The organism is Aeromonas simiae, assembly GCF_000820125.1.
GTDB classification, from domain to species: Bacteria; Pseudomonadota; Gammaproteobacteria; order Enterobacterales; family Aeromonadaceae; genus Aeromonas; species Aeromonas simiae.
Genome location: NZ_CDBY01000063.1, coordinates 20,173 through 36,821 on the forward strand (window position 1 = coordinate 20,173; position 16,649 = coordinate 36,821).

Sequence of the window (16,649 nt, forward strand, 5' to 3'; positions counted from 1 at the left end):
TGTAGGGGAAAGACGAGGAGAAACATAACGGAATGAAACGAATCTGTTGGGCAGTTGTGGCCACCTTGCTGCTGTGCGGCTGTCGCCCGGTTGAGCAGTATGAAACCGCGCACGGCGAGCCGGCGGCGCTGACCCAGTACTTCGGCCGCCCCCTGCTGGTGAGCTATTACGCCCCCTGGTGTGTCCCCTGCCAGCGCGAGCTGCCGCTGTTGCAGGCCATGGTGATGGAGCACGATCTGCAAGTGCTGCTGGTCAGCTACGATGCCGACAACCAGGCCGCGCTGCTCGAGCAGGCCGCCACCCTGCCCTCCGAGCTGACGCTGGTACGGCCGCTGCCCGGTAAGGCCCTGCCCTACCCCGCGCCTTCGGCGCTGCCGACCAGCTACCTGCTCAATGCCAGCGGCGAGCTGCAAGAGACCATCACGGGCGAGATCTCGCCGCACAAGGCCGAGGCGCTGACGGCCACCATGCTCACCCCGCTGCCGCGCCCGGAGCCCTGGGCCACCTTCTCTTCGCGCCAATGAAACAGGGGGCCTGACGGCCCCCTGTTAGCGATGAACGTCAGCGCTTGAGCGTCTCAAGCTCCTTTTGTGCCTTCTCCAGCTCGCTGATGCGCGCCTCGATGCGCGCCAGCGTCATCTTGTCGTTGGTGGTGCCGCGTGCCACCACCATCTCGTCGATCGAAGCCTGATAATCCCCGCGCAGTGCCAGGGTCTCGGCCCGCACCAGGTGCAGATCGGTCATCCGGCCGAGCTTGCGATAGGCATCGGAAAGCAGACCCCAGGCCAGGTTGTTCTCGCTGTTGGCCCGCACATAAGGGTCGAGCAGCGCCACGCTCTGGCGCGCCTGGCCGCTCTCGAGCAGGGCGTTGGCCAGGTTGATCACCACCACCTCGTTGTCGGGCATACGCCGCTGGAATGATTGCAGGCGGGCGATCGCCTGCTGGTGGCGTCCCTTGGCCAGATCGATGTCGGTCTGGGTGTCGAGCACGAAGAGATCTTCCGGATGACGCTCGGCCAGCGCCTTCATGATGCCGTCGGCCTCGTCATAGCGCTTGAGCTGCACCAGCGCCAGCGCCTTGCCATAGAGCGCCGCATCCTTGAGGCCATAATCCCCCTTGGCGAGGCGGGCATCGAAGTAGGTCAGCATGCCGGCCGCCCCCTCCTTGCCGTAACGCACCTGAATGCGCGCCTTGGCCATCAGAAAATCGAGGCTGGGGGTCTTGTTGCGCACCCCGTAGCTGGCAGCGCGGGCACGGGCCTCGGAGATACGGGTCTCGGGCAGCGGGTGGGTCAGCAGCATCTCGGGCGGCTTGCTGGCATAGCGGTACTCGGCCGCCAGCTTCTGGAAGAAGTTGGCCATCCCCATGGGATCGAAGCCAGCGTCATAGAGGGTCTTCATGCCGAGGCGGTCGGCTTCAAACTCGTTGTCGCGGGTGTAGTTGATGGCCGACTGCATCGAGAGGCCGAGGGTGGTCTGTAGCGCCGCCACCCCGGCGGTCGGGTTGATCACCGCCAACGCGATGGAGCCGACGATGCCGGCCAGGGTCATGGCCGAGCTGCTGGCCTGCGCCTCCAAGTAACGGGCGATGTGGCGCTGGGTCACGTGGGTGATTTCGTGGGCCAGCACCGAGGCCAGCTCGCTCTCAGTTTCGGCGTAGAGAAACAAACCGGTGTGCACCTTGACCCGGCCACCGAGGAAGGCCGCCGCGTTGATGCTGGGATCGTTGATAAGGAAGAAGCTGAAAGGAAAGCGCACCCCATCGGCATTGGCCAGCAGGCGCTGACCGAGATCGCTGAGGTACTGATCGAGCACCGGGTCTTCGATGATCGGCAGGCTGGCCCTAGCAAAACGCATGAAGGCATCACCGTAGCGCACCTCCTGCTCGATGGGCAGGGCGACAACCCCCGCCGTACCGATATCGGGCAACTGATTGTTGGCCGCCACCGGCAGGGTTGCCCCACACAGGGCGGCAATGAGCAGGGGAATGCAGGCGGGGGTCAACTTGGCCACGATCTCTCTCTCCTTCGAATGGGCCCCGGCAGCATACCCTCGCCATTGGGGGCCCACAAGCCTTGTTTAGCACGCCGGGCGGGCGTGCTAAGCTGCCGCTTTGGAGGGTATCTATGGTAGAGATGGATCTGCGGATGCTACGCTGCCCCGAACCGCTGCTGCGCGTGAAGCTCTGGTTGCGTGAGGCTCAGGGCGAGCGCGAATTGCTGCTGTGGCTAGGCGATCCGGGCTCACGTCGCGACATCCCTCACTACCTGACCCGCCTCGGCCACCGCTGTGTCACGCGCGAAGCGTGCGCGTCCCACCTGCTGCTGTGGGTGCAACTTTGCCACAAGGAATCGCTCTGAATGTTCGATGTCATCAGACGCTGGTACAAGTCCCGCTTCTCCGATCCCGACGCCGTCGCCCTGTTCCTGCTGCTGCTGTTTGGCTTTGCCATCATCTGGTGGTTTGGCGATCTGCTCGGCCCCTTCCTGGTCGCCCTGGTGCTCGCCTACCTGCTGGAGTGGCCGGTACACCGGCTGGAGCGGCTCGGCCTCTCACGCCTGCTGGCCACCTCGCTGGTGGTGCTGCTGTTTATCGCCTGCATGGCCTTGCTGCTGCTTGGCCTGGTGCCGACCCTGGTGGTACAAGGGGTCAATCTGGCCAAAGAGGCCCCCACCATGCTGGCTCACAGCCAGGAGTTCGTGCGCACCCTGCCGGACAAGTACCCCGAGCTGGTCGACATCTCGCTGGTCGAGAGCGTCATTGACATCATCCGCCAGCGCATCCTGGGCCTTGGTGAGAGCCTGGTCGCCGCCTCGCTCAGCTCGCTGGTGAGCATCGTCACCCTGCTTATCTACTTCATCCTGGTGCCACTGCTGGTCTTTTTCATGCTCAAAGACAAGCAAAGCCTGCTTGGCAGCCTGCGCCGCTTCCTGCCCCGCAACCGGGCGCTGGCACGGCGGGTCTGGCTGGAGATGAACGATCAGATCGTCAACTACATCCGCGGCAAGGTGGTCGAGATCCTCATCGTCGGTGTCGCCACCTACCTCCCCTTTGCCTTCCTCGGCCTGCGCTACTCGGTGCTGTTGGCGGTGGCCGTCGGCTTCTCGGTGCTCATCCCCTACATCGGTGCCGTGGTGGTGACGGTGCCGGTGGCCATGATCGGCCTGTTCCAGTGGGGGCTCACCCCCGAGTTTGCCTGGCTGATGGTGCTCTACCTCGTGATACAGGGTCTCGATGGCAACCTGCTGGTGCCGGTGCTCTTCTCCGAGGCCGTTAACCTGCACCCGGTCGCCATCATAGTGGCGGTGCTCTTCTTCGGCGGACTGTGGGGCTTCTGGGGGGTCTTCTTCGCCATCCCGCTCGCCACCCTGGTCAAGGCAGTGATCAACGCCTGGCCACGGCGCGAAGAGGGGGGCACCAACCTCAACATGTAACAAAGGGGAGCCGATGGCTCCCCTTTTTCATCCCTGGTGGCACTCATCGAGAAAATGCCTGAGCGCGCGATTGACCGCCGCCGGCTGCTCCAAGGTGGCGATATGACCGGCCCCCGGGATCTCGATGAAGCGGCAGCCGCGCGCCTCGGCCATCAGGTACCCCTCCAGCACTGGGCGCGCCTTGTCTTCGCTCCCTGTCATCACCAGGGTCGGGCAGGTGAGCACCTCCAGCCACTCCATGCGATCACTGCGGGTCACGAAGCTGCGTCCCACCGCCACCATGGCCGCCAACTTATCGGCGGGCCAGGCGGCCAAACGGGCCTTGAAACCGGCCAGCTGAGCCGGCTCGGGCTGATGGGCGAAAAACAGCGGCGCCACCTGCTCGATGACGGGAGCGGGAATCGCCCCAGCCTGCTCTATCATGGCCAACATGCCGAGGTAACGCTGGCAGGGGATCTGCGGCTCAAGACCGACAAAGGTGTCCATCAGCACCAGCGCGCGCAGCCGGCTGCCCGCCAGTTGGGCCAGCTCCAGCCCCCACATGCCGCCGATCGACAGCCCTATCAGGGTGAACGCTTCTATGCCGAGGCCATCGAGCAGGGCCAGATGGTCGCGCGCCAGACTGGCCAGGGTGAGGCCCCCCTCCGGTGCGGCATCAGACTCCCCATGGCCCCACAACTCGGGCACGATGCAGCGGTAGTGCCCCTTGAGGGCATCGAGCTGCGGCGCCCACATGGCGCTGTCCCACAGATAGCTGTGGCCAAGTAGCAGCACCGGCCCCTCGCCTTCATCCAGATAGGCGAGCCGGCGCCCGCGGATCGTCATGCTGTGTTTCTTCATCGCTGTGTCGTCCATCGTGATGGGGCGCGCAGTTTATCACAACGATCTGTTCGTGCAGGCCTCAACGGGTGCATGCTGAAAAGAGGTTCACCCCAAGGAGAACACAGATGGAAAAGCCCAAACACAAACGACTCAACAAGAAGGTCTATGACAAGCAGCTGGCCTGCCTGCAAGAGGAGCTGGTCAAGCTGCAAGAGTGGGTCAAACAGGAGAAGCTCAAGGTCGTCGTCTTGTTTGAGGGGCGCGACGCCGCCGGCAAGGGGGGTTATCAAGGCGCTCACCGAACCGCTCAACCCGCGGGTATGTCGGGTGGTCGCCCTGCCAGCGCCCTCGGATCGGGAGCGCACCCAGTGGTACTTTCAGCGCTACGCCGCCCATCTGCCGGCCGGCGGTGAGATGGTGCTGTTTGACCGCTCCTGGTACAACCGGGCCGGGGTCGAGCGGGTCATGGGCTTTTGCAGCGACGAGGAGTACCGCGAGTTTCTGCGCGCCTGTCCCGAGTTCGAGCGGATGCTGATCCGCTCCGGCATCATCCTCATCAAATACTGGTTCTCGGTCTCGGACGAGGAGCAGGAGAAGCGCTTCAAGGAGCGCATCAACACCCCCATCAAGCGCTGGAAGTTCAGCCCCATGGATTTGCAGTCGCGCACTCGCTGGGCCGAGTACTCCCGCGCCAAGGATGACATGTTCACCTACACCGACACCCAGGACAGCCCCTGGTTCGTGGTCGAGGCCGACGACAAGCGCAGGGCCCGTCTCAACTGCATCACCCACCTGCTCTCCAAGGTGCCCTACCAGAGCATCAAGTACGAGAAGATCAAGCTGCCGCCCATCAACAAGGGGGACTACGAGCGCCCGCCCCTCTCCAGCCAGACCTTTGTCCCCGATGTGTGTGAACAATTTGAATAGGCAATAAAAAACCGGCCCAAAGGGGCCGGTAAAAGAAGAGTGGATTGCATTGGAACTCGCGTAGGACCCGGCCGGAGAGCCGGGCCCGGGTAATCAGACTTTGTTGTAGCGGGCGGTACGCGGGAACGCCTGCTCCTTGTCGTCAAACAGGTAGCACGCCTCGGCAGGGATACCGACGGTGAACTCCTGTTGGGCTTCGACCTCCACATCGGCGTTGGCCTTGACGGTGAAGTCGTTGCCATCCACTTCCATGTAGACGAAGGACTCGGCGCCCAGATGCTCGGCCACCTGAACGATGCCCGTCACCTTGCTGTTGGCATCCGGATGGTCGAGGGAGACCAGGTGCTCAGGGCGAACCCCCAGCTCGACGGTATCACCCACCTTGCCACGGCGGGCATCGATGCAGGCACGTACCTGATCGCCGTTGCTCAGCTTGACCACACACTCCTGCTCGCCGATCTCGGCCAGGGTACCGGAGATGAAGTTCATCTTCGGCGAGCCGATGAAACCGGCCACGAACTTGTTGTCCGGGTTGTGGTAGAGCTCGAGCGGGGTACCGAACTGCTCCAGGTTGGTCTCGGCGTCACCCTTAAGCGGGCTCAGCACCACGATGCGGTTGGCCAGGGTCATGGCCTCCACCTGGTCGTGGGTCACGTAGATGATGGTGGAGTTGAGCTCCTTGTGCAGCTTGGCAATCTCGATACGCATCTTGACGCGCAGGGCAGCATCGAGGTTGGAGAGCGGCTCGTCAAACAGGAACACCTGCGGCTGCTGAACGATAGAGCGGCCGATGGCGACCCGCTGACGCTGACCACCGGAGAGCGCCTTGGGCTTACGCTCGAGCAGCGGCTCGAGGCCGAGGATCTCGGCGGCACGCATCACGCGCTTGTGGATGGTCGCCTTGTCCATCTTCTTGAGCTTGAGGCCGAAGGCCATGTTCTCGTAGATGTTCATGTGCGGGTAGAGGGCGTAGGACTGGAATACCATCCCCACGTTACGCTCTACCGGCGGCACGTCGTTCATGTAACGACCACCGATGGAGAGCTCACCCCCCGTGATGTCTTCCAGGCCGGCGATCATCCGCAGCAGGGTGGACTTACCACAGCCGGAGGGGCCGACGAAGACGATGAACTCGCCTTCCTGGATGTCCAGGTTGATGTTGCGCAGGGTGTCCTTGTGGACGGCCGGGTCGTAATTCTTGCGAACGTTTTTCAGTACAACTTCTGCCATGACAGGCTCCGCTCAAAAATTCGTTTAACCTTGCCGGCGGGACCGGAGCCCCGCCGGGAGTGCATTAGATTAGCCCTTGACGCCGCCCGCCGTCAGGCCGCCGACCAGCCAGCGCTGAGCCAGCAGGAACACGACGGTGATCGGGAAGCCGGAGAGTACGGCCGCCGCGGCGAAGTCACCCCACAGGTAGTTCTGCGGGTAGAGGTACTGCTGGGCCCCAACCGCCAGGGTCAGGTTGTCCACATCCTGCAACAGGATGGAGGCCATGGGCACCTCGGTAATGGAACCGATGAAGGCGAGGATGAAGACCACGGCCAGGATCGGCACCGACAGGGGCAACAGGATCAGGCGGAATGCCTGCCATGGGGTTGCGCCGTCGATGGCGGCCGCCTCCTCCAGGGAGGAGTCGATGGTCTCAAAGTACCCCTTGATGGTCCACACGTGCAGGGCAATCCCCCCCATGTAAGCCAGGATCAGGCCACCGTGGGTGTTCAGGCCCAGCCAGGGGATGTAGTCGCCAATCTTGTTAAACAGGGCATAAATGGCCACCAGTGCCAGCACCGCAGGGAACATCTGGAATATCAGCATGCCCTTGAGGATGGTTGCCTTGCCGCGAAAACGCAGGCGGGCGAAGGCGTAGGCGCAGGTGGTCGAGAGCACCACGATGAACAGGGCGGTCAGGCCCGCGATCTTGATGGAGTTCCACAGCCAGGTCAGCACCGGGAACGGCGGCGGGGTAACGCTGCCATCCACGTTGGTGACCGAGATGCCCAGCGCCAGTCTCCAGTGATCCAGGGTCGGGTTGGAGGGGATGATCTCCCCTACCGAGAAGTTCCCGTTCCGGAAAGAGATGGCGATGACCATGATCAGCGGGAAGATGATCAGAGCCAGGAACCCCCACATGAAGGCGTGAGTAGCCCAGACCCGATACTTCACCGATTTGGGTTGTACGATAGCCATGGTCTCTCCTTAGATCTTGTCCGCTTTGGCCAGCTTCAGGTTGAGCAGCGCGAGGGCGCCGACAATCAGGAAGATAGCGGTAGCGATGGCACTGGCCAGACCGTAGTCCTGACCACCCGAACCCTGGAAGGCGATCCGGTAGGTGTAACTCACCAGCAGGTCGGTGGTACCGGCCGGGGTGGTGGCGCCGATGATGTCAGGGGCACCGTTGGTCAACAGCTGGATCAGCACGAAGTTGTTGAAGTTGAAGGCAAACGACGCGATCAGCAGCGGCGTGAGCGGCTTCATCAGGAGCGGCACGGTGATCTTGAAGAAGTTCTGGATCGGACCGGCTCCATCCATGGCAGACGCCTCATAGAGATCTTCAGGAATGGCTTTGAGCAAGCCCATGCTGAGGATCATCATGTAGGGGTAGCCAAGCCAGGTGTTAACGATGAGGATCATCACCTTGGCCAGGAACGGACTGGTGTACCAATCCGGCTTGATGCCAAAGGCGGCCTCAAGGAACAGGTTGATTTCACCAAAGTTCTGGTTGAACAACCCCTTGAACACCAGGATCGAGATGAACGCCGGTATTGCATAGGGCAGGATCAACATGACCCGGTAGAAACCACGCCCCTTGAGCGATTCCCACTGCACCAAGCAGGCCAGCACCATGCCGATAGCCAGGGTGAAGGCCACCGAGCAGCTGGCGAAGATCACGGTCCAGACAAAGATTTGCAGGAACGGCGCCTGGATGCCCGGATCGGTGACGATACGCGCAAAGTTCTTCCAGCCCACGCTGACCACAAAGCCAGGTGAAACGCTCTGGCCAACATACTGGCCCTGCTCGTCAATGTACTGATAGAAGCCGGTTTCCAGGTTCGGCAACATCAGGGCACCGCTCTGGTTATCACGCAGCAGGTTACCGTCCTTGATGACCACACCGGATTTCAGCACAGCGCCATCAGGCAGGCGGCTGAATTGGGGTTTCTGGGCGGCAAACTTGCGCAGGCTGCTCATGCTCAGGTGAATGTCACCCGGCAGAGCCAGGCTCAGACGGCTCAAGTCGTTGCGATGATTCACAATCTCACGGATCGGGGTGGCGTTGAACTCACGCTCCTCAACCAGAGGATACAGTGGCACTTCGCGCAGGCCGGAATCGGCGGCACCGATCTTGAGGGCCTCATCCAACTTCTTGTTGGCCATGAGACTGAGCGGATGGCTGATAAAGGATTGGTCTCCCTGTTTCAGCAGCAGCTGAAACTGATTGTTTTCACCACTAACCAGGGTGAAATCATACTCACCGCCTTGCACCTTGTAAGTTTTTTTAAGGTGGAACTCCCGGGCCTGCTCCAACGAGAGGAGGTTGGCGCCCGAGTAGTTGGTGAAGGCGATGCCGATGGTGTAGGCAAGAGGGAAGATGATAAAAACAACCATGCCAGCCACACCGGGGAAAATATAACGGTGGGCATAGGTCTTCTTGTTCATGAAGACATAGAGACCGACAGAGACGACGACCAGGTCGAGCAGAGCAAATACCCACTCACCGCTGGCATACATCATGACGGCCGCATAACCATTAAGCACTGCAACCAGTGCCGCCATGGTCCATTTTAGCCAGACGTACTTGTCTTTCTTCGGACCGGCATAGGATTCGATAGAAGGTACTACTTCCATGCCAATTAACCTTTATAACGCCAAGAGAGAGAAAAGAGCGGGAGGCCACAGCCTCCCGCGAGGTGGTGCAATTTACTGAACGATCCGCTTCGCTGCGGTATCCAGTGCCTCGTCAACACCTTGACGACCGGAGGTCACGTTCTTCAGTGCGGTCTCGAAGGAAGACCAGAAGCGGCTCATTTCCGGTACGGACGGCATCGGCTCACCGTTTTGAGCGTTAGCCATGGTGGCCTTGATGCGGGCATCGCTTTCCAGGGTCTTCTGGAAGGACTTCAGCGCCACGGCACCCAGCGGCTTGTCGGCGTTCATCGGCGCCAGACCCGCGTCGGTCAGCAGGTAGTTCTCGAGGAACTCGATGGCCAGATCCTTGTTCGGGCTGGCGGCGTTGATGGTGGCACCCAGCACGCCAACGAAGGCCTTGGCCGGCTTGCCGTTCAGGGTCGGCAGCGGAGCCACGTCATACTTCAGGCCGCTCTTGTCCAGGTTGCTCCAAGCCCAGGGACCGTTGATCATCATGGCCACTTCGCCCTTGTTGAACTTGGCATCCATGACACCGTAGTCGATGCCCTTCTCCAGGTGACCGTTCTTGATCATGTCGGAGATGAACTTAACGCCAGCCTTAGCACCTGCGTTAGCCACACCGGTATCCTTCACGTCATAACCAGCGGCGGTCTTCTTGAAGGCATAACCACCGTTGGCGGCCACCAGCGGGTAGCTGAAGTACGGGGTGTCATAGGCCCACATGATGGCGCGCTTGCCATTTTTCTTCATCTCTTCGTCGATCTTGGCGATCTCTTCGAAGGTCTTCGGCGGGTTGGGCAGCAGATCCTTGTTATAGATGAGGCTCACGGCTTCAACGGCAACCGGATAACCGTAGACCTTACCGTCAACAGTCATGGCGTCCCATGCGAACTGCTCGAACTTGGCCTTCTCGGCGGCGTTCGGGGTCACCGGAACCAGCAGACCGGCCTTGACCCACTCACCGTAACGGTCGTGAGCCCAGAAGAAGATGTCCGGGCCGTTGCCGGTGGAGGCAGCTTGCTGGAACTTCACTTCAACCTGATCCGGGTGAGCGACGGTCACCTTAACGCCGGTTTCGGCTTCAAACTTCTTACCGATCTCGGCCAGACCGTTGTAGCCCTTGTCACCGTTGATCCAGATAGTCAGCTGACCTTCTTCGATGGCAGCAGAGGCGGTGCAAGCAACACCCAGGGTAGCCAGACCGATCAGGGATGACAGCAGTGTCTTTTTCATGAGCCTTTCCTTGTCGTTGAGCAGCGAAGAACATTCCGCGCTGTGAAATACATGTGTGTGCGAAGCCATAGTAGCCGAAGCGAATAACGCCTCACATGACCTATCTCGCATTTTTTGAAATGCAATTACGTATTTTCTTCCAGCAAGTCATGAAAGCATTTTCAATATTTTCAGCTTTGCGTGACTCACCGCACATTAATTGCGTTATAAAATGTAATTATCACACTTAACTGAAACTTAATTACCTTAGTGAAAGGGTTTTCAATGGGGTGAAAACCCTTTCACCTCGTCACATTCTGACAATTTGTTGTGAAAGCACCTGTGGAATTTCCAACTAACAGATTTCAGTAGAAAAAAGCCACTCGCCGCCGGGGCCGAGTGGCTTTTCCAATAACGTGACAAGGATCACATCACACTAGGAGTGGCGCAGCAGTTGGTCCTTGAGATTGGGCGGCACCCCCTTGACGGTCAGGGTGTCGGTTTGCGGGTCGTAAAACACTCGACTGCCGAGCAACTTTTGATCAAAGCTCAATGTCAGCCCGCCACCTGAGCCAACAAATTTGGTCAAGCCACGCAAAGTGCTACGATCGGCGGGAAAACGTTCCTCGAGTTGATACTCTTCGCCAATAAAACTATAAAAATCGAGATCATTCTCTCCCGGTAATTCCGCAGAAAGCTCTCGTATTTCTATTTCCTCACCAGCGCTGGCCTGCTCGCTGCAATATTTGAAAACCTGCTTTTTATATTCAGTTCGCTCATCGGAGGGGAGTTGTTTGCTCTCGCAATAATCATCAACGGCCTGCAACAACCCTTTATTTTGCAACTTGGCATCCATCCCTTCACGAATACCGAACAGTTCGATAAAGAGATCGCCCAGTTTGCGCCCCACCCTTCCCTTACTGAAGGTGACGTAACGGCGCGACTCACTCTGGGTCTGCCACTCGGTCAGGTCGACCCGGGCCACCAGGTTCATCTTGCCGATGTCGAGATACTGGATGTGGCGCAGCTCCAGCGTATCGCTGACGGTCACGCTCTCCTTGCTATCGAGCAGCGCCAACAGCAGGTAATCCACCCCGACATACTGATAACGGGCCACCAGCAGCACCCCGTGTTCGTCAAGCTCGTGGCGCGCCAGCGTCTCGACCAGCTGCTCGGTGAGCTGTACCGAGAAGGGGACAAAATCGAGCGTTCCCTGCCGCAGGGCGGTGAGCCCCTCGCAAAAACGCGGGTCAGGCGCCTCCTCCCCCTCGGCGGGCTCGGCAAAATAGCCAAAGCCCTTGCCGCCCTTACCGTTATAGATGCGGTGCAGCTCGGCCATCAGCCCCTGCACGGCGTCGTCAACCACCAGAGGTTGAGCACGCGTATCCGCCAGGGGCCTGCCTTCCGCGTCCAACCGCAATGAATGAAGGATGATCTTATCGATATCGAGACTCATGTCACAAAGCCATAGAGTTAGCCAAGAGGGTGGGGTATTATAAGGCGCTTTGACAGCAGATGAACCCAAGATTATGCCCATCGTTTCAAAGTATAAAGCCGAACAGTTTGATGCCCTGATGAACGACCTCATCACAGTGCTGGAACAGCACAAGGCACCGGTGGATCTGAGCCTGATGGTACTGGGCAATCTCACCACCAACATCATCAATGGGCAATTGGCCCCGGCTCAGCGCCAGGCCATTACCGAGAAGTTCGTACAGGCCCTGACCGCCTCCGTCGATCAGGACAATCAGGCCCACTGAACCTCATCCCCAACCAGCACCTGACGGACGAGTATGGTCGAAACCGGCAACCCTTATCGTGACAATGTCTCTCGCCTGATCACTTGGGGACATTGGTTCTGCTTTTGCAACATTCTGTTGGCCATGCTGGTCGCCAGCCGTTATCTGGGCGCCATCAGCTGGCCTTCGTCCACTCTGGGCGTGCTCTACCTCATCGTCAGCTGGGTCGGTCATTTCTCTTTCCTCGGCTTCATGACCTACCTGCTCACCATCTTCCCCCTGAGCTTCCTGCTCCCCAAGGAGAAGGTGCTGCGCTTTTGCGCCGCGGTGGTCGCCACCCTGGCGCTGTTGCTGCTACTCATCGACACCCAGGTGTTTCGCCTGTTCAAGTTCCACCTCAACGGCCAGATGTGGCCATTGCTGCTGGAGCAGGCCCAGAGCGAAGAGGGCGGGATCTGGAGCATGCTGTTTATCGCCGTCCCCAGCCTGTTTCTCATCCAGCTGGTGCTGTCGACCTACACCTGGCGCAAGATCAACAAACGCAAGCGCAGCCAGTACGGCAACCATGTCGGTCTGATCCTGCTCGGCTGCTTCGTGTTGACCCACCTGGTCAACAGCTGGGCCGATGCCACCCTCTATCAGCCGATCACGGCACAAAAATCCAACTTCCCGCTCTCCTACCCCATGACGGCCAAGAACTTCCTGGCCAAGCATGGCTGGCTGGATCTCAGCGAATACGAGAAGCAGGCCGAGGCCCAGCAATACGAGGGCAGCGAGGAGCGGCTGCGCTACCCGCTGCACGCCCTCAATGTCGAGCCGGCCAAAGAGCCCAAGAATCTGCTGATCGTGGTGGTCAACGGCCTGCGCCACGACATGCTCAACAACATCAACATGCCCAACCTGCAACGTTTTGCCGCCCAGCAGCAACGCTTCGATGCGCACCTCTCCGGCGGCAATGGCGATCTCACCGGCATGTTCAGCCTCTTCTACGGGCTGCCCGGCCACTACATGGCCGATATCAGCAAAGAGAAGCGCCCGCCCCTGCTGTTTGACGAGATGCTGCGTCAGGATTACCAGTTTGGCCTGTTCGGCCCGCTGCACGACGTCAAGGCCTACCGCAAGAGCCTGCTGGCCGGTCTGCGCCAACAGGTGTTCGTCAGCGATGCCGATGACGATGCCCGCCTGCTCGGCCAGTGGCAACAGTGGCTGGGCAACCGCAACGAGGCGCGCCCCTGGTTCTCCCTGCTTTACCTCACATCGGCGGGCCACTACGAGACCCCATCCGAGTTCAAGGGGCCGTTCCAGCCCGAGCTGACCCAGTTCAACCCGGCCACCGCCTATCGCAAAGAGAACCAGCCCAAGCTGGAGAACCGCTACAAGAACGCCGTCTTCTATGTCGATCAACTGCTTGAGCAGATCACGGCACAATTGACCCGCAGCGGCCTGCTCGACAAGACGGTGGTGGTGATCACGGCCGATCATGGCCAGGAGTTCAATGAAACTCGCCGCAGTAGCTGGGGTGCCGGCAGCAACTTCTCCACCTATCAGGTGCAGGTGCCACTGGTCATCGCCTGGCCCGGCAAGGCACCGGCGGTGATCACCCAAGACACCAGCCATCTCGATCTGGTGCCGACCCTGATGCAGGATCTGCTCGGGGTACGCAACCCAGTGCGGGACTACTCCAGCGGCCAGGGGCTCTATGCCCCCACCCCGCGCAACTGGTCACTCAGTGGTGATGGGCAGGATTTTGCCATCTATCAGAAAGAGGTGATCACCCACTTCAACCGCCAGGGTGACTTCGAGCTGCTGCGCCGTGACAACTATCGTCCCATCCCCCATACCAACCCCGATATGGGAGTACTGGTGCAGGTGATGAACGAGCTGAACCGCTTCTATCGGCAACGGTGATCCCCCGCAGCCGCGGGGGATCGTCATCGTCAATGGAACTTGTTGATCAGGCGCTGCAACTGCTCGATCGGGGTGTGATCCTCATCGAAGAAGTGCTGCATACGCAGCAAGGTCAAACCGCCGAACCCTGGCGTGCCCGACAGCGCCTTCTCCATCTGTAACCATCCCGCCGCATCGTACAGCTCACCGGCCAGGGCGTTTTCCCCCATCAGGCGGATCCCCAGCTCATGGGCCGCTTCGGCAAACCAGCCGACCAGATCGGCGGCCTGCGAATAGCCCTCATAGGGGCGGTTTTGCATCTCAAGACAGGTAAAGTGCACCACGATGCGAGCCCGCTGTTCGGCCGGCACCAAGGCATCGAGCAACTGCACATACTCGCGCTGGTTGCGCGGCCCCATAGCCGGGTGCGGACGCAGCAGGCCAGCCGTGATCTCGGCCACCCTGGGCTGATCCGGATCGCTGATCTCCCAGTGGATGCCGGGGATCTTGATCCCCAGCGGCACCGACAACCACGCTTCCTCGCTGAAGACATCCAGCGCGCACGCCATCACTCTGCGGCCATGCGCCATCAGGGCGTCGTGATACCAGCCGAGGCACTCCCTTCCCCAGGCCGAGTGCAGGTAGGCCTTGTTGTCAAACAGGGAGTCGGCCGTCGGCAGCGGGATCTGGGCAAAACCATCAAACTGGGTGCCGAAGGTGTAGTTGAGGGCTGCAATCCCCTGATAACGCTGCTCCAGATAGGCGCGCCAATCGGCCCGCGCCAGCTCGCTGTAGCACTGCAAGGTGCCACGGTTCGGATAGTTGCCCCAGTCGTGGGCGTTGTAGCTGGGGTAGCGCAGCTCGCCGGCCGGCCCCAGGCTGATGTTGATCTCGGCCATCAGGGCGGCGCGCGGCGCATAATGCTCACGAAACGCGTTCATGAAGGCCCGATAGTGCGGCAGCACAAACTCGTCGGCCCACAGGGAGACGTACTCCATCGAGGCATCGCCGGTCTCACTGACGTACTGCAGCTCGCGCACCGAGGCCAGCTCGGGGTGGCGCGACAGCAAGGTGCCCCACAACCAGAGCGGGATGGTCTGGGTAAAGTCGTCGTTGACGTTGCCACCGGCCTGGTGGAACGAGAGGATAGGCACCCAGCGCATCTGCTGACGTTCGAGCAGATCGACCAGGCGGTCGTAATAGCTCCAGTCAAAGCAGCCCGCCTGGCGCCCCTCCACCAGCCCCCACCAGATATCGGTGGAGATGGCCGTGACGCCGAGGCGGCGCAGCACCCCGACCTCCTCCTCGAAGCGGGCCCACTCCTGCTCGCTCAACACCTGGCGCTGGTTACCCACCTTAAGGTGCAGCGGCCCCATGACCCGGAACTCCTTGCGCCTGAGCAGCTCCCCCTGACCACGGGCGTTGCGCAGCCGCACCAGTTGCCGCAGGCGAGCCGCCACCGTCTCCCCTCCGGCAACACCATCCAGATCGCGCCACACCCAGCCATGTCCATCACCACGGTACAGCGCCGATTCGATTAAGTGCTCCCAGCGCGGATGATCGTCCACCGGCAGCGGGGCGACGTTCTCCACCATGGTGGCCACGCCCTGGGCCTCACAGGCCTGCTGCCAGAGAGCCAGCTGCGGCACCTGACGCAGCCCCTCCCCGGCCCCCGTCAACCAGATACGCAGCCGTTCGCGGGCTACCGATGCGGGCAGCGCGGCGCGCAGCCAGGACTCGGGCTCCCCGTAATCGGCGCTGGCAGACGCGTCAAGGTGGCAGGCGAGTCGCACGCCCAGGCTCGCCTGCTGCCAGGGCCCGGTGAAGATGGTGTCGGCTTGGCTGAGCCAGCGTCCCCCCTGCGCAGCCAGCCCGTGGCGCAACCACGTTGCCACATCATGACGAGCCACCTCGCCCGGTTGCAGCAGCGCCTCGCGCAAGGCGGCATGCGAGGCGAGCGGCTGGCCATGCTGCCACGCCTCCTGCCAGTCGGCCGCCGACCCATAGCGCGCCAGCATGCCTTGCGTCAGCGCATCCAGACCCGAGCGACCAAACAGGGGCCACGGCTCCTCCCCCAACGCCGGATAGCGCCACTGCCCCTGCGGCCCCACCCCCAGTTGCAGATGCGGGATCACCTCAGCCAGTGGCGCCAGTTGCTCGGCAAAGGTGTGCAGCCACTGCGCCATCAGAGGAGCAACCTGCTCCTCCCCCCACCAGCTGACGGCCAGATTACTGTCGATGCCATGCCGATCGCGGTACTTGAGTCGCTCCGCCGCTGCCCCGGCGGGCAGCTGCTCGCCGGCCCAGCCCCACAGCCAATCCGGCAGCAAGCGGTCATGCTCCATGCCTGCCGCGGCCAGATGCAGCTCGGGGATCACCTTCAGCCCCGCATCGGCAATGCACTGGCACAACCGCATCACGCCTTGCCAGGCGGCCGGCTCTGTGACCTGCCCCGGCAGGTCGGGCGCAACATGGCGCCACAACATGGGCACCACAACCCCCTCAATCCCCAGCAAGCGGGCCTGCTCGAGCCGCGCGCGCAGATCGTCCTGGCTGAAGGTAAGTGGATGGACTGACGCCCCGAGATGGGCCCAGAGGTGCAAGGAGTGGGATGACCACGTCATGGCAAAAATCCTTGGCTAATACGGTGAACATCGTTTCTCACACCGACAGCCACAAAGCGCAAATCTGGTAGGCTTTTCATCTCCCCGAACTGTGAGAGCCCTCACAACCCGCATATATAAAGCAAGGGGCGTCC

The 16,649-nt window shown here is 61.0% G+C and carries 13 protein-coding genes and 1 pseudogene; 6 read left to right on the forward strand and 8 right to left on the reverse strand.

All coding sequences use genetic code 11. The features are described from left to right. Nucleotides 1–32 precede the first annotated feature (32 nt). Nucleotides 33–524, forward strand: coding sequence for a TlpA family protein disulfide reductase (locus BN1134_RS13335; protein WP_042047808.1), 492 nt, complete (start codon nt 33–35; stop codon nt 522–524). 37 nt (nt 525–561) lie between these two features. Here BN1134_RS13335 and bepA read toward each other — a convergent pair whose 3' ends face one another. Then, nucleotides 562–2,013, reverse strand: coding sequence for a beta-barrel assembly-enhancing protease (gene bepA / locus BN1134_RS13340; RefSeq protein WP_042047809.1), 1,452 nt, complete (start codon nt 2,011–2,013; stop codon nt 562–564). Between the two features lie 113 nt (nt 2,014–2,126). On the opposite strand from bepA, the gene BN1134_RS13345 reads away from it, so the two are divergent. Together BN1134_RS13345 and BN1134_RS13350 are read left to right on the forward strand one after the other, a co-directional pair. Continuing rightward, a complete protein-coding gene (locus tag BN1134_RS13345) occupies nt 2,127–2,360 on the forward strand; it encodes a sulfurtransferase TusA family protein (RefSeq protein WP_042047810.1) in 234 nt (77 codons plus the stop codon). Next, a complete protein-coding gene (locus BN1134_RS13350) occupies nt 2,361–3,434 on the forward strand; it encodes an AI-2E family transporter (RefSeq protein WP_042047811.1) in 1,074 nt (357 codons plus the stop codon). A gap of 27 nt (nt 3,435–3,461) precedes the next feature. Here the strand turns inward: BN1134_RS13350 and BN1134_RS13355 are convergent, their stop codons facing one another. Then, nucleotides 3,462–4,274 carry an alpha/beta fold hydrolase gene (locus BN1134_RS13355; protein WP_042047812.1) on the reverse strand — a complete coding sequence of 271 codons (813 nt, stop codon included), beginning with the start codon at nt 4,272–4,274 and terminating at the stop codon, nt 3,462–3,464. 107 nt (nt 4,275–4,381) lie between these two features. On the opposite strand from BN1134_RS13355, the pseudogene ppk2 reads away from it, so the two are divergent. Beyond that, nucleotides 4,382–5,183: pseudogene (gene ppk2, locus BN1134_RS13360) on the forward strand (polyphosphate kinase 2). A 93-nt stretch (nt 5,184–5,276) separates the two neighbouring features. On the opposite strand, the gene BN1134_RS13365 reads toward ppk2, so the two are convergent. The 5 genes from BN1134_RS13365 to yejK form a co-directional block, all read right to left on the reverse strand. Continuing rightward, a complete protein-coding gene (locus tag BN1134_RS13365; protein WP_042047814.1) occupies nt 5,277–6,413 on the reverse strand; it encodes an ABC transporter ATP-binding protein in 1,137 nt (378 codons plus the stop codon). 69 nt (nt 6,414–6,482) lie between these two features. Further along, nucleotides 6,483–7,373 carry a maltose ABC transporter permease MalG gene (gene malG, locus BN1134_RS13370; protein ID WP_042047816.1) on the reverse strand — a complete coding sequence of 297 codons (891 nt, stop codon included), beginning with the start codon at nt 7,371–7,373 and terminating at the stop codon, nt 6,483–6,485. 9 nt (nt 7,374–7,382) lie between these two features. Next, on the reverse strand, nt 7,383–9,032 hold the full coding sequence (gene malF, locus BN1134_RS13375) for a maltose ABC transporter permease MalF (protein WP_042047817.1): 1,650 nt from the start codon (nt 9,030–9,032) through the stop codon (nt 7,383–7,385). Between the two features lie 72 nt (nt 9,033–9,104). Next, nucleotides 9,105–10,286, reverse strand: coding sequence for a maltose/maltodextrin ABC transporter substrate-binding protein MalE (malE, locus tag BN1134_RS13380; protein WP_042047818.1), 1,182 nt, complete (start codon nt 10,284–10,286; stop codon nt 9,105–9,107). Nucleotides 10,287–10,701: 415 nt separating this feature from the next. Continuing rightward, nucleotides 10,702–11,721, reverse strand: a complete 1,020-nt coding sequence (yejK, locus tag BN1134_RS13385; RefSeq protein ID WP_042047820.1) for a nucleoid-associated protein YejK — start codon at nt 11,719–11,721, stop codon at nt 10,702–10,704. 73 nt (nt 11,722–11,794) lie between these two features. Between yejK and BN1134_RS13390 the strand changes: the two genes are divergently transcribed. Together BN1134_RS13390 and BN1134_RS13395 are read left to right on the forward strand one after the other, a co-directional pair. Next, complete coding sequence (locus tag BN1134_RS13390) at nt 11,795–12,025, forward strand: YejL family protein (protein WP_042047821.1); 231 nt, start codon at nt 11,795–11,797, stop codon at nt 12,023–12,025. Nucleotides 12,026–12,058: 33 nt separating this feature from the next. Then, nucleotides 12,059–13,912 (forward strand): DUF3413 domain-containing protein, encoded by a 1,854-nt coding sequence (locus BN1134_RS13395; RefSeq protein WP_042047822.1) that lies wholly within the window; start codon nt 12,059–12,061, stop codon nt 13,910–13,912. Between the two features lie 29 nt (nt 13,913–13,941). On the opposite strand, the gene BN1134_RS18930 is transcribed toward BN1134_RS13395, so the two are convergent. Beyond that, a complete protein-coding gene (locus BN1134_RS18930) occupies nt 13,942–16,515 on the reverse strand; it encodes a family 14 glycosylhydrolase (RefSeq protein WP_052449495.1) in 2,574 nt (857 codons plus the stop codon). Nucleotides 16,516–16,649 lie beyond the last annotated feature (134 nt).

What these genes read in the sequence shown, in the direction of transcription:
- BN1134_RS13395 (WP_042047822.1), top strand. Translation starts at nt 12,059, where the DNA reads ATGGTCGAAACCGGCAACCCTTATCGTGACAATGTCTCTCGCCTGATC.
- malF (WP_042047817.1), bottom strand. Translation starts at nt 9,032, where the DNA reads ATGGAAGTAGTACCTTCTATCGAATCCTATGCCGGTCCGAAGAAAGAC.
- BN1134_RS13335 (WP_042047808.1), top strand. Translation starts at nt 33, where the DNA reads ATGAAACGAATCTGTTGGGCAGTTGTGGCCACCTTGCTGCTGTGCGGC.
- malG (WP_042047816.1), bottom strand. Translation starts at nt 7,373, where the DNA reads ATGGCTATCGTACAACCCAAATCGGTGAAGTATCGGGTCTGGGCTACT.
- BN1134_RS13365 (WP_042047814.1), bottom strand. Translation starts at nt 6,413, where the DNA reads ATGGCAGAAGTTGTACTGAAAAACGTTCGCAAGAATTACGACCCGGCC.
- BN1134_RS13345 (WP_042047810.1), top strand. Translation starts at nt 2,127, where the DNA reads ATGGTAGAGATGGATCTGCGGATGCTACGCTGCCCCGAACCGCTGCTG.
- BN1134_RS13350 (WP_042047811.1), top strand. Translation starts at nt 2,361, where the DNA reads ATGTTCGATGTCATCAGACGCTGGTACAAGTCCCGCTTCTCCGATCCC.
- yejK (WP_042047820.1), bottom strand. Translation starts at nt 11,721, where the DNA reads ATGAGTCTCGATATCGATAAGATCATCCTTCATTCATTGCGGTTGGAC.
- BN1134_RS13390 (WP_042047821.1), top strand. Translation starts at nt 11,795, where the DNA reads ATGCCCATCGTTTCAAAGTATAAAGCCGAACAGTTTGATGCCCTGATG.
- BN1134_RS18930 (WP_052449495.1), bottom strand. Translation starts at nt 16,515, where the DNA reads ATGACGTGGTCATCCCACTCCTTGCACCTCTGGGCCCATCTCGGGGCG.
- malE (WP_042047818.1), bottom strand. Translation starts at nt 10,286, where the DNA reads ATGAAAAAGACACTGCTGTCATCCCTGATCGGTCTGGCTACCCTGGGT.
- BN1134_RS13355 (WP_042047812.1), bottom strand. Translation starts at nt 4,274, where the DNA reads ATGAAGAAACACAGCATGACGATCCGCGGGCGCCGGCTCGCCTATCTG.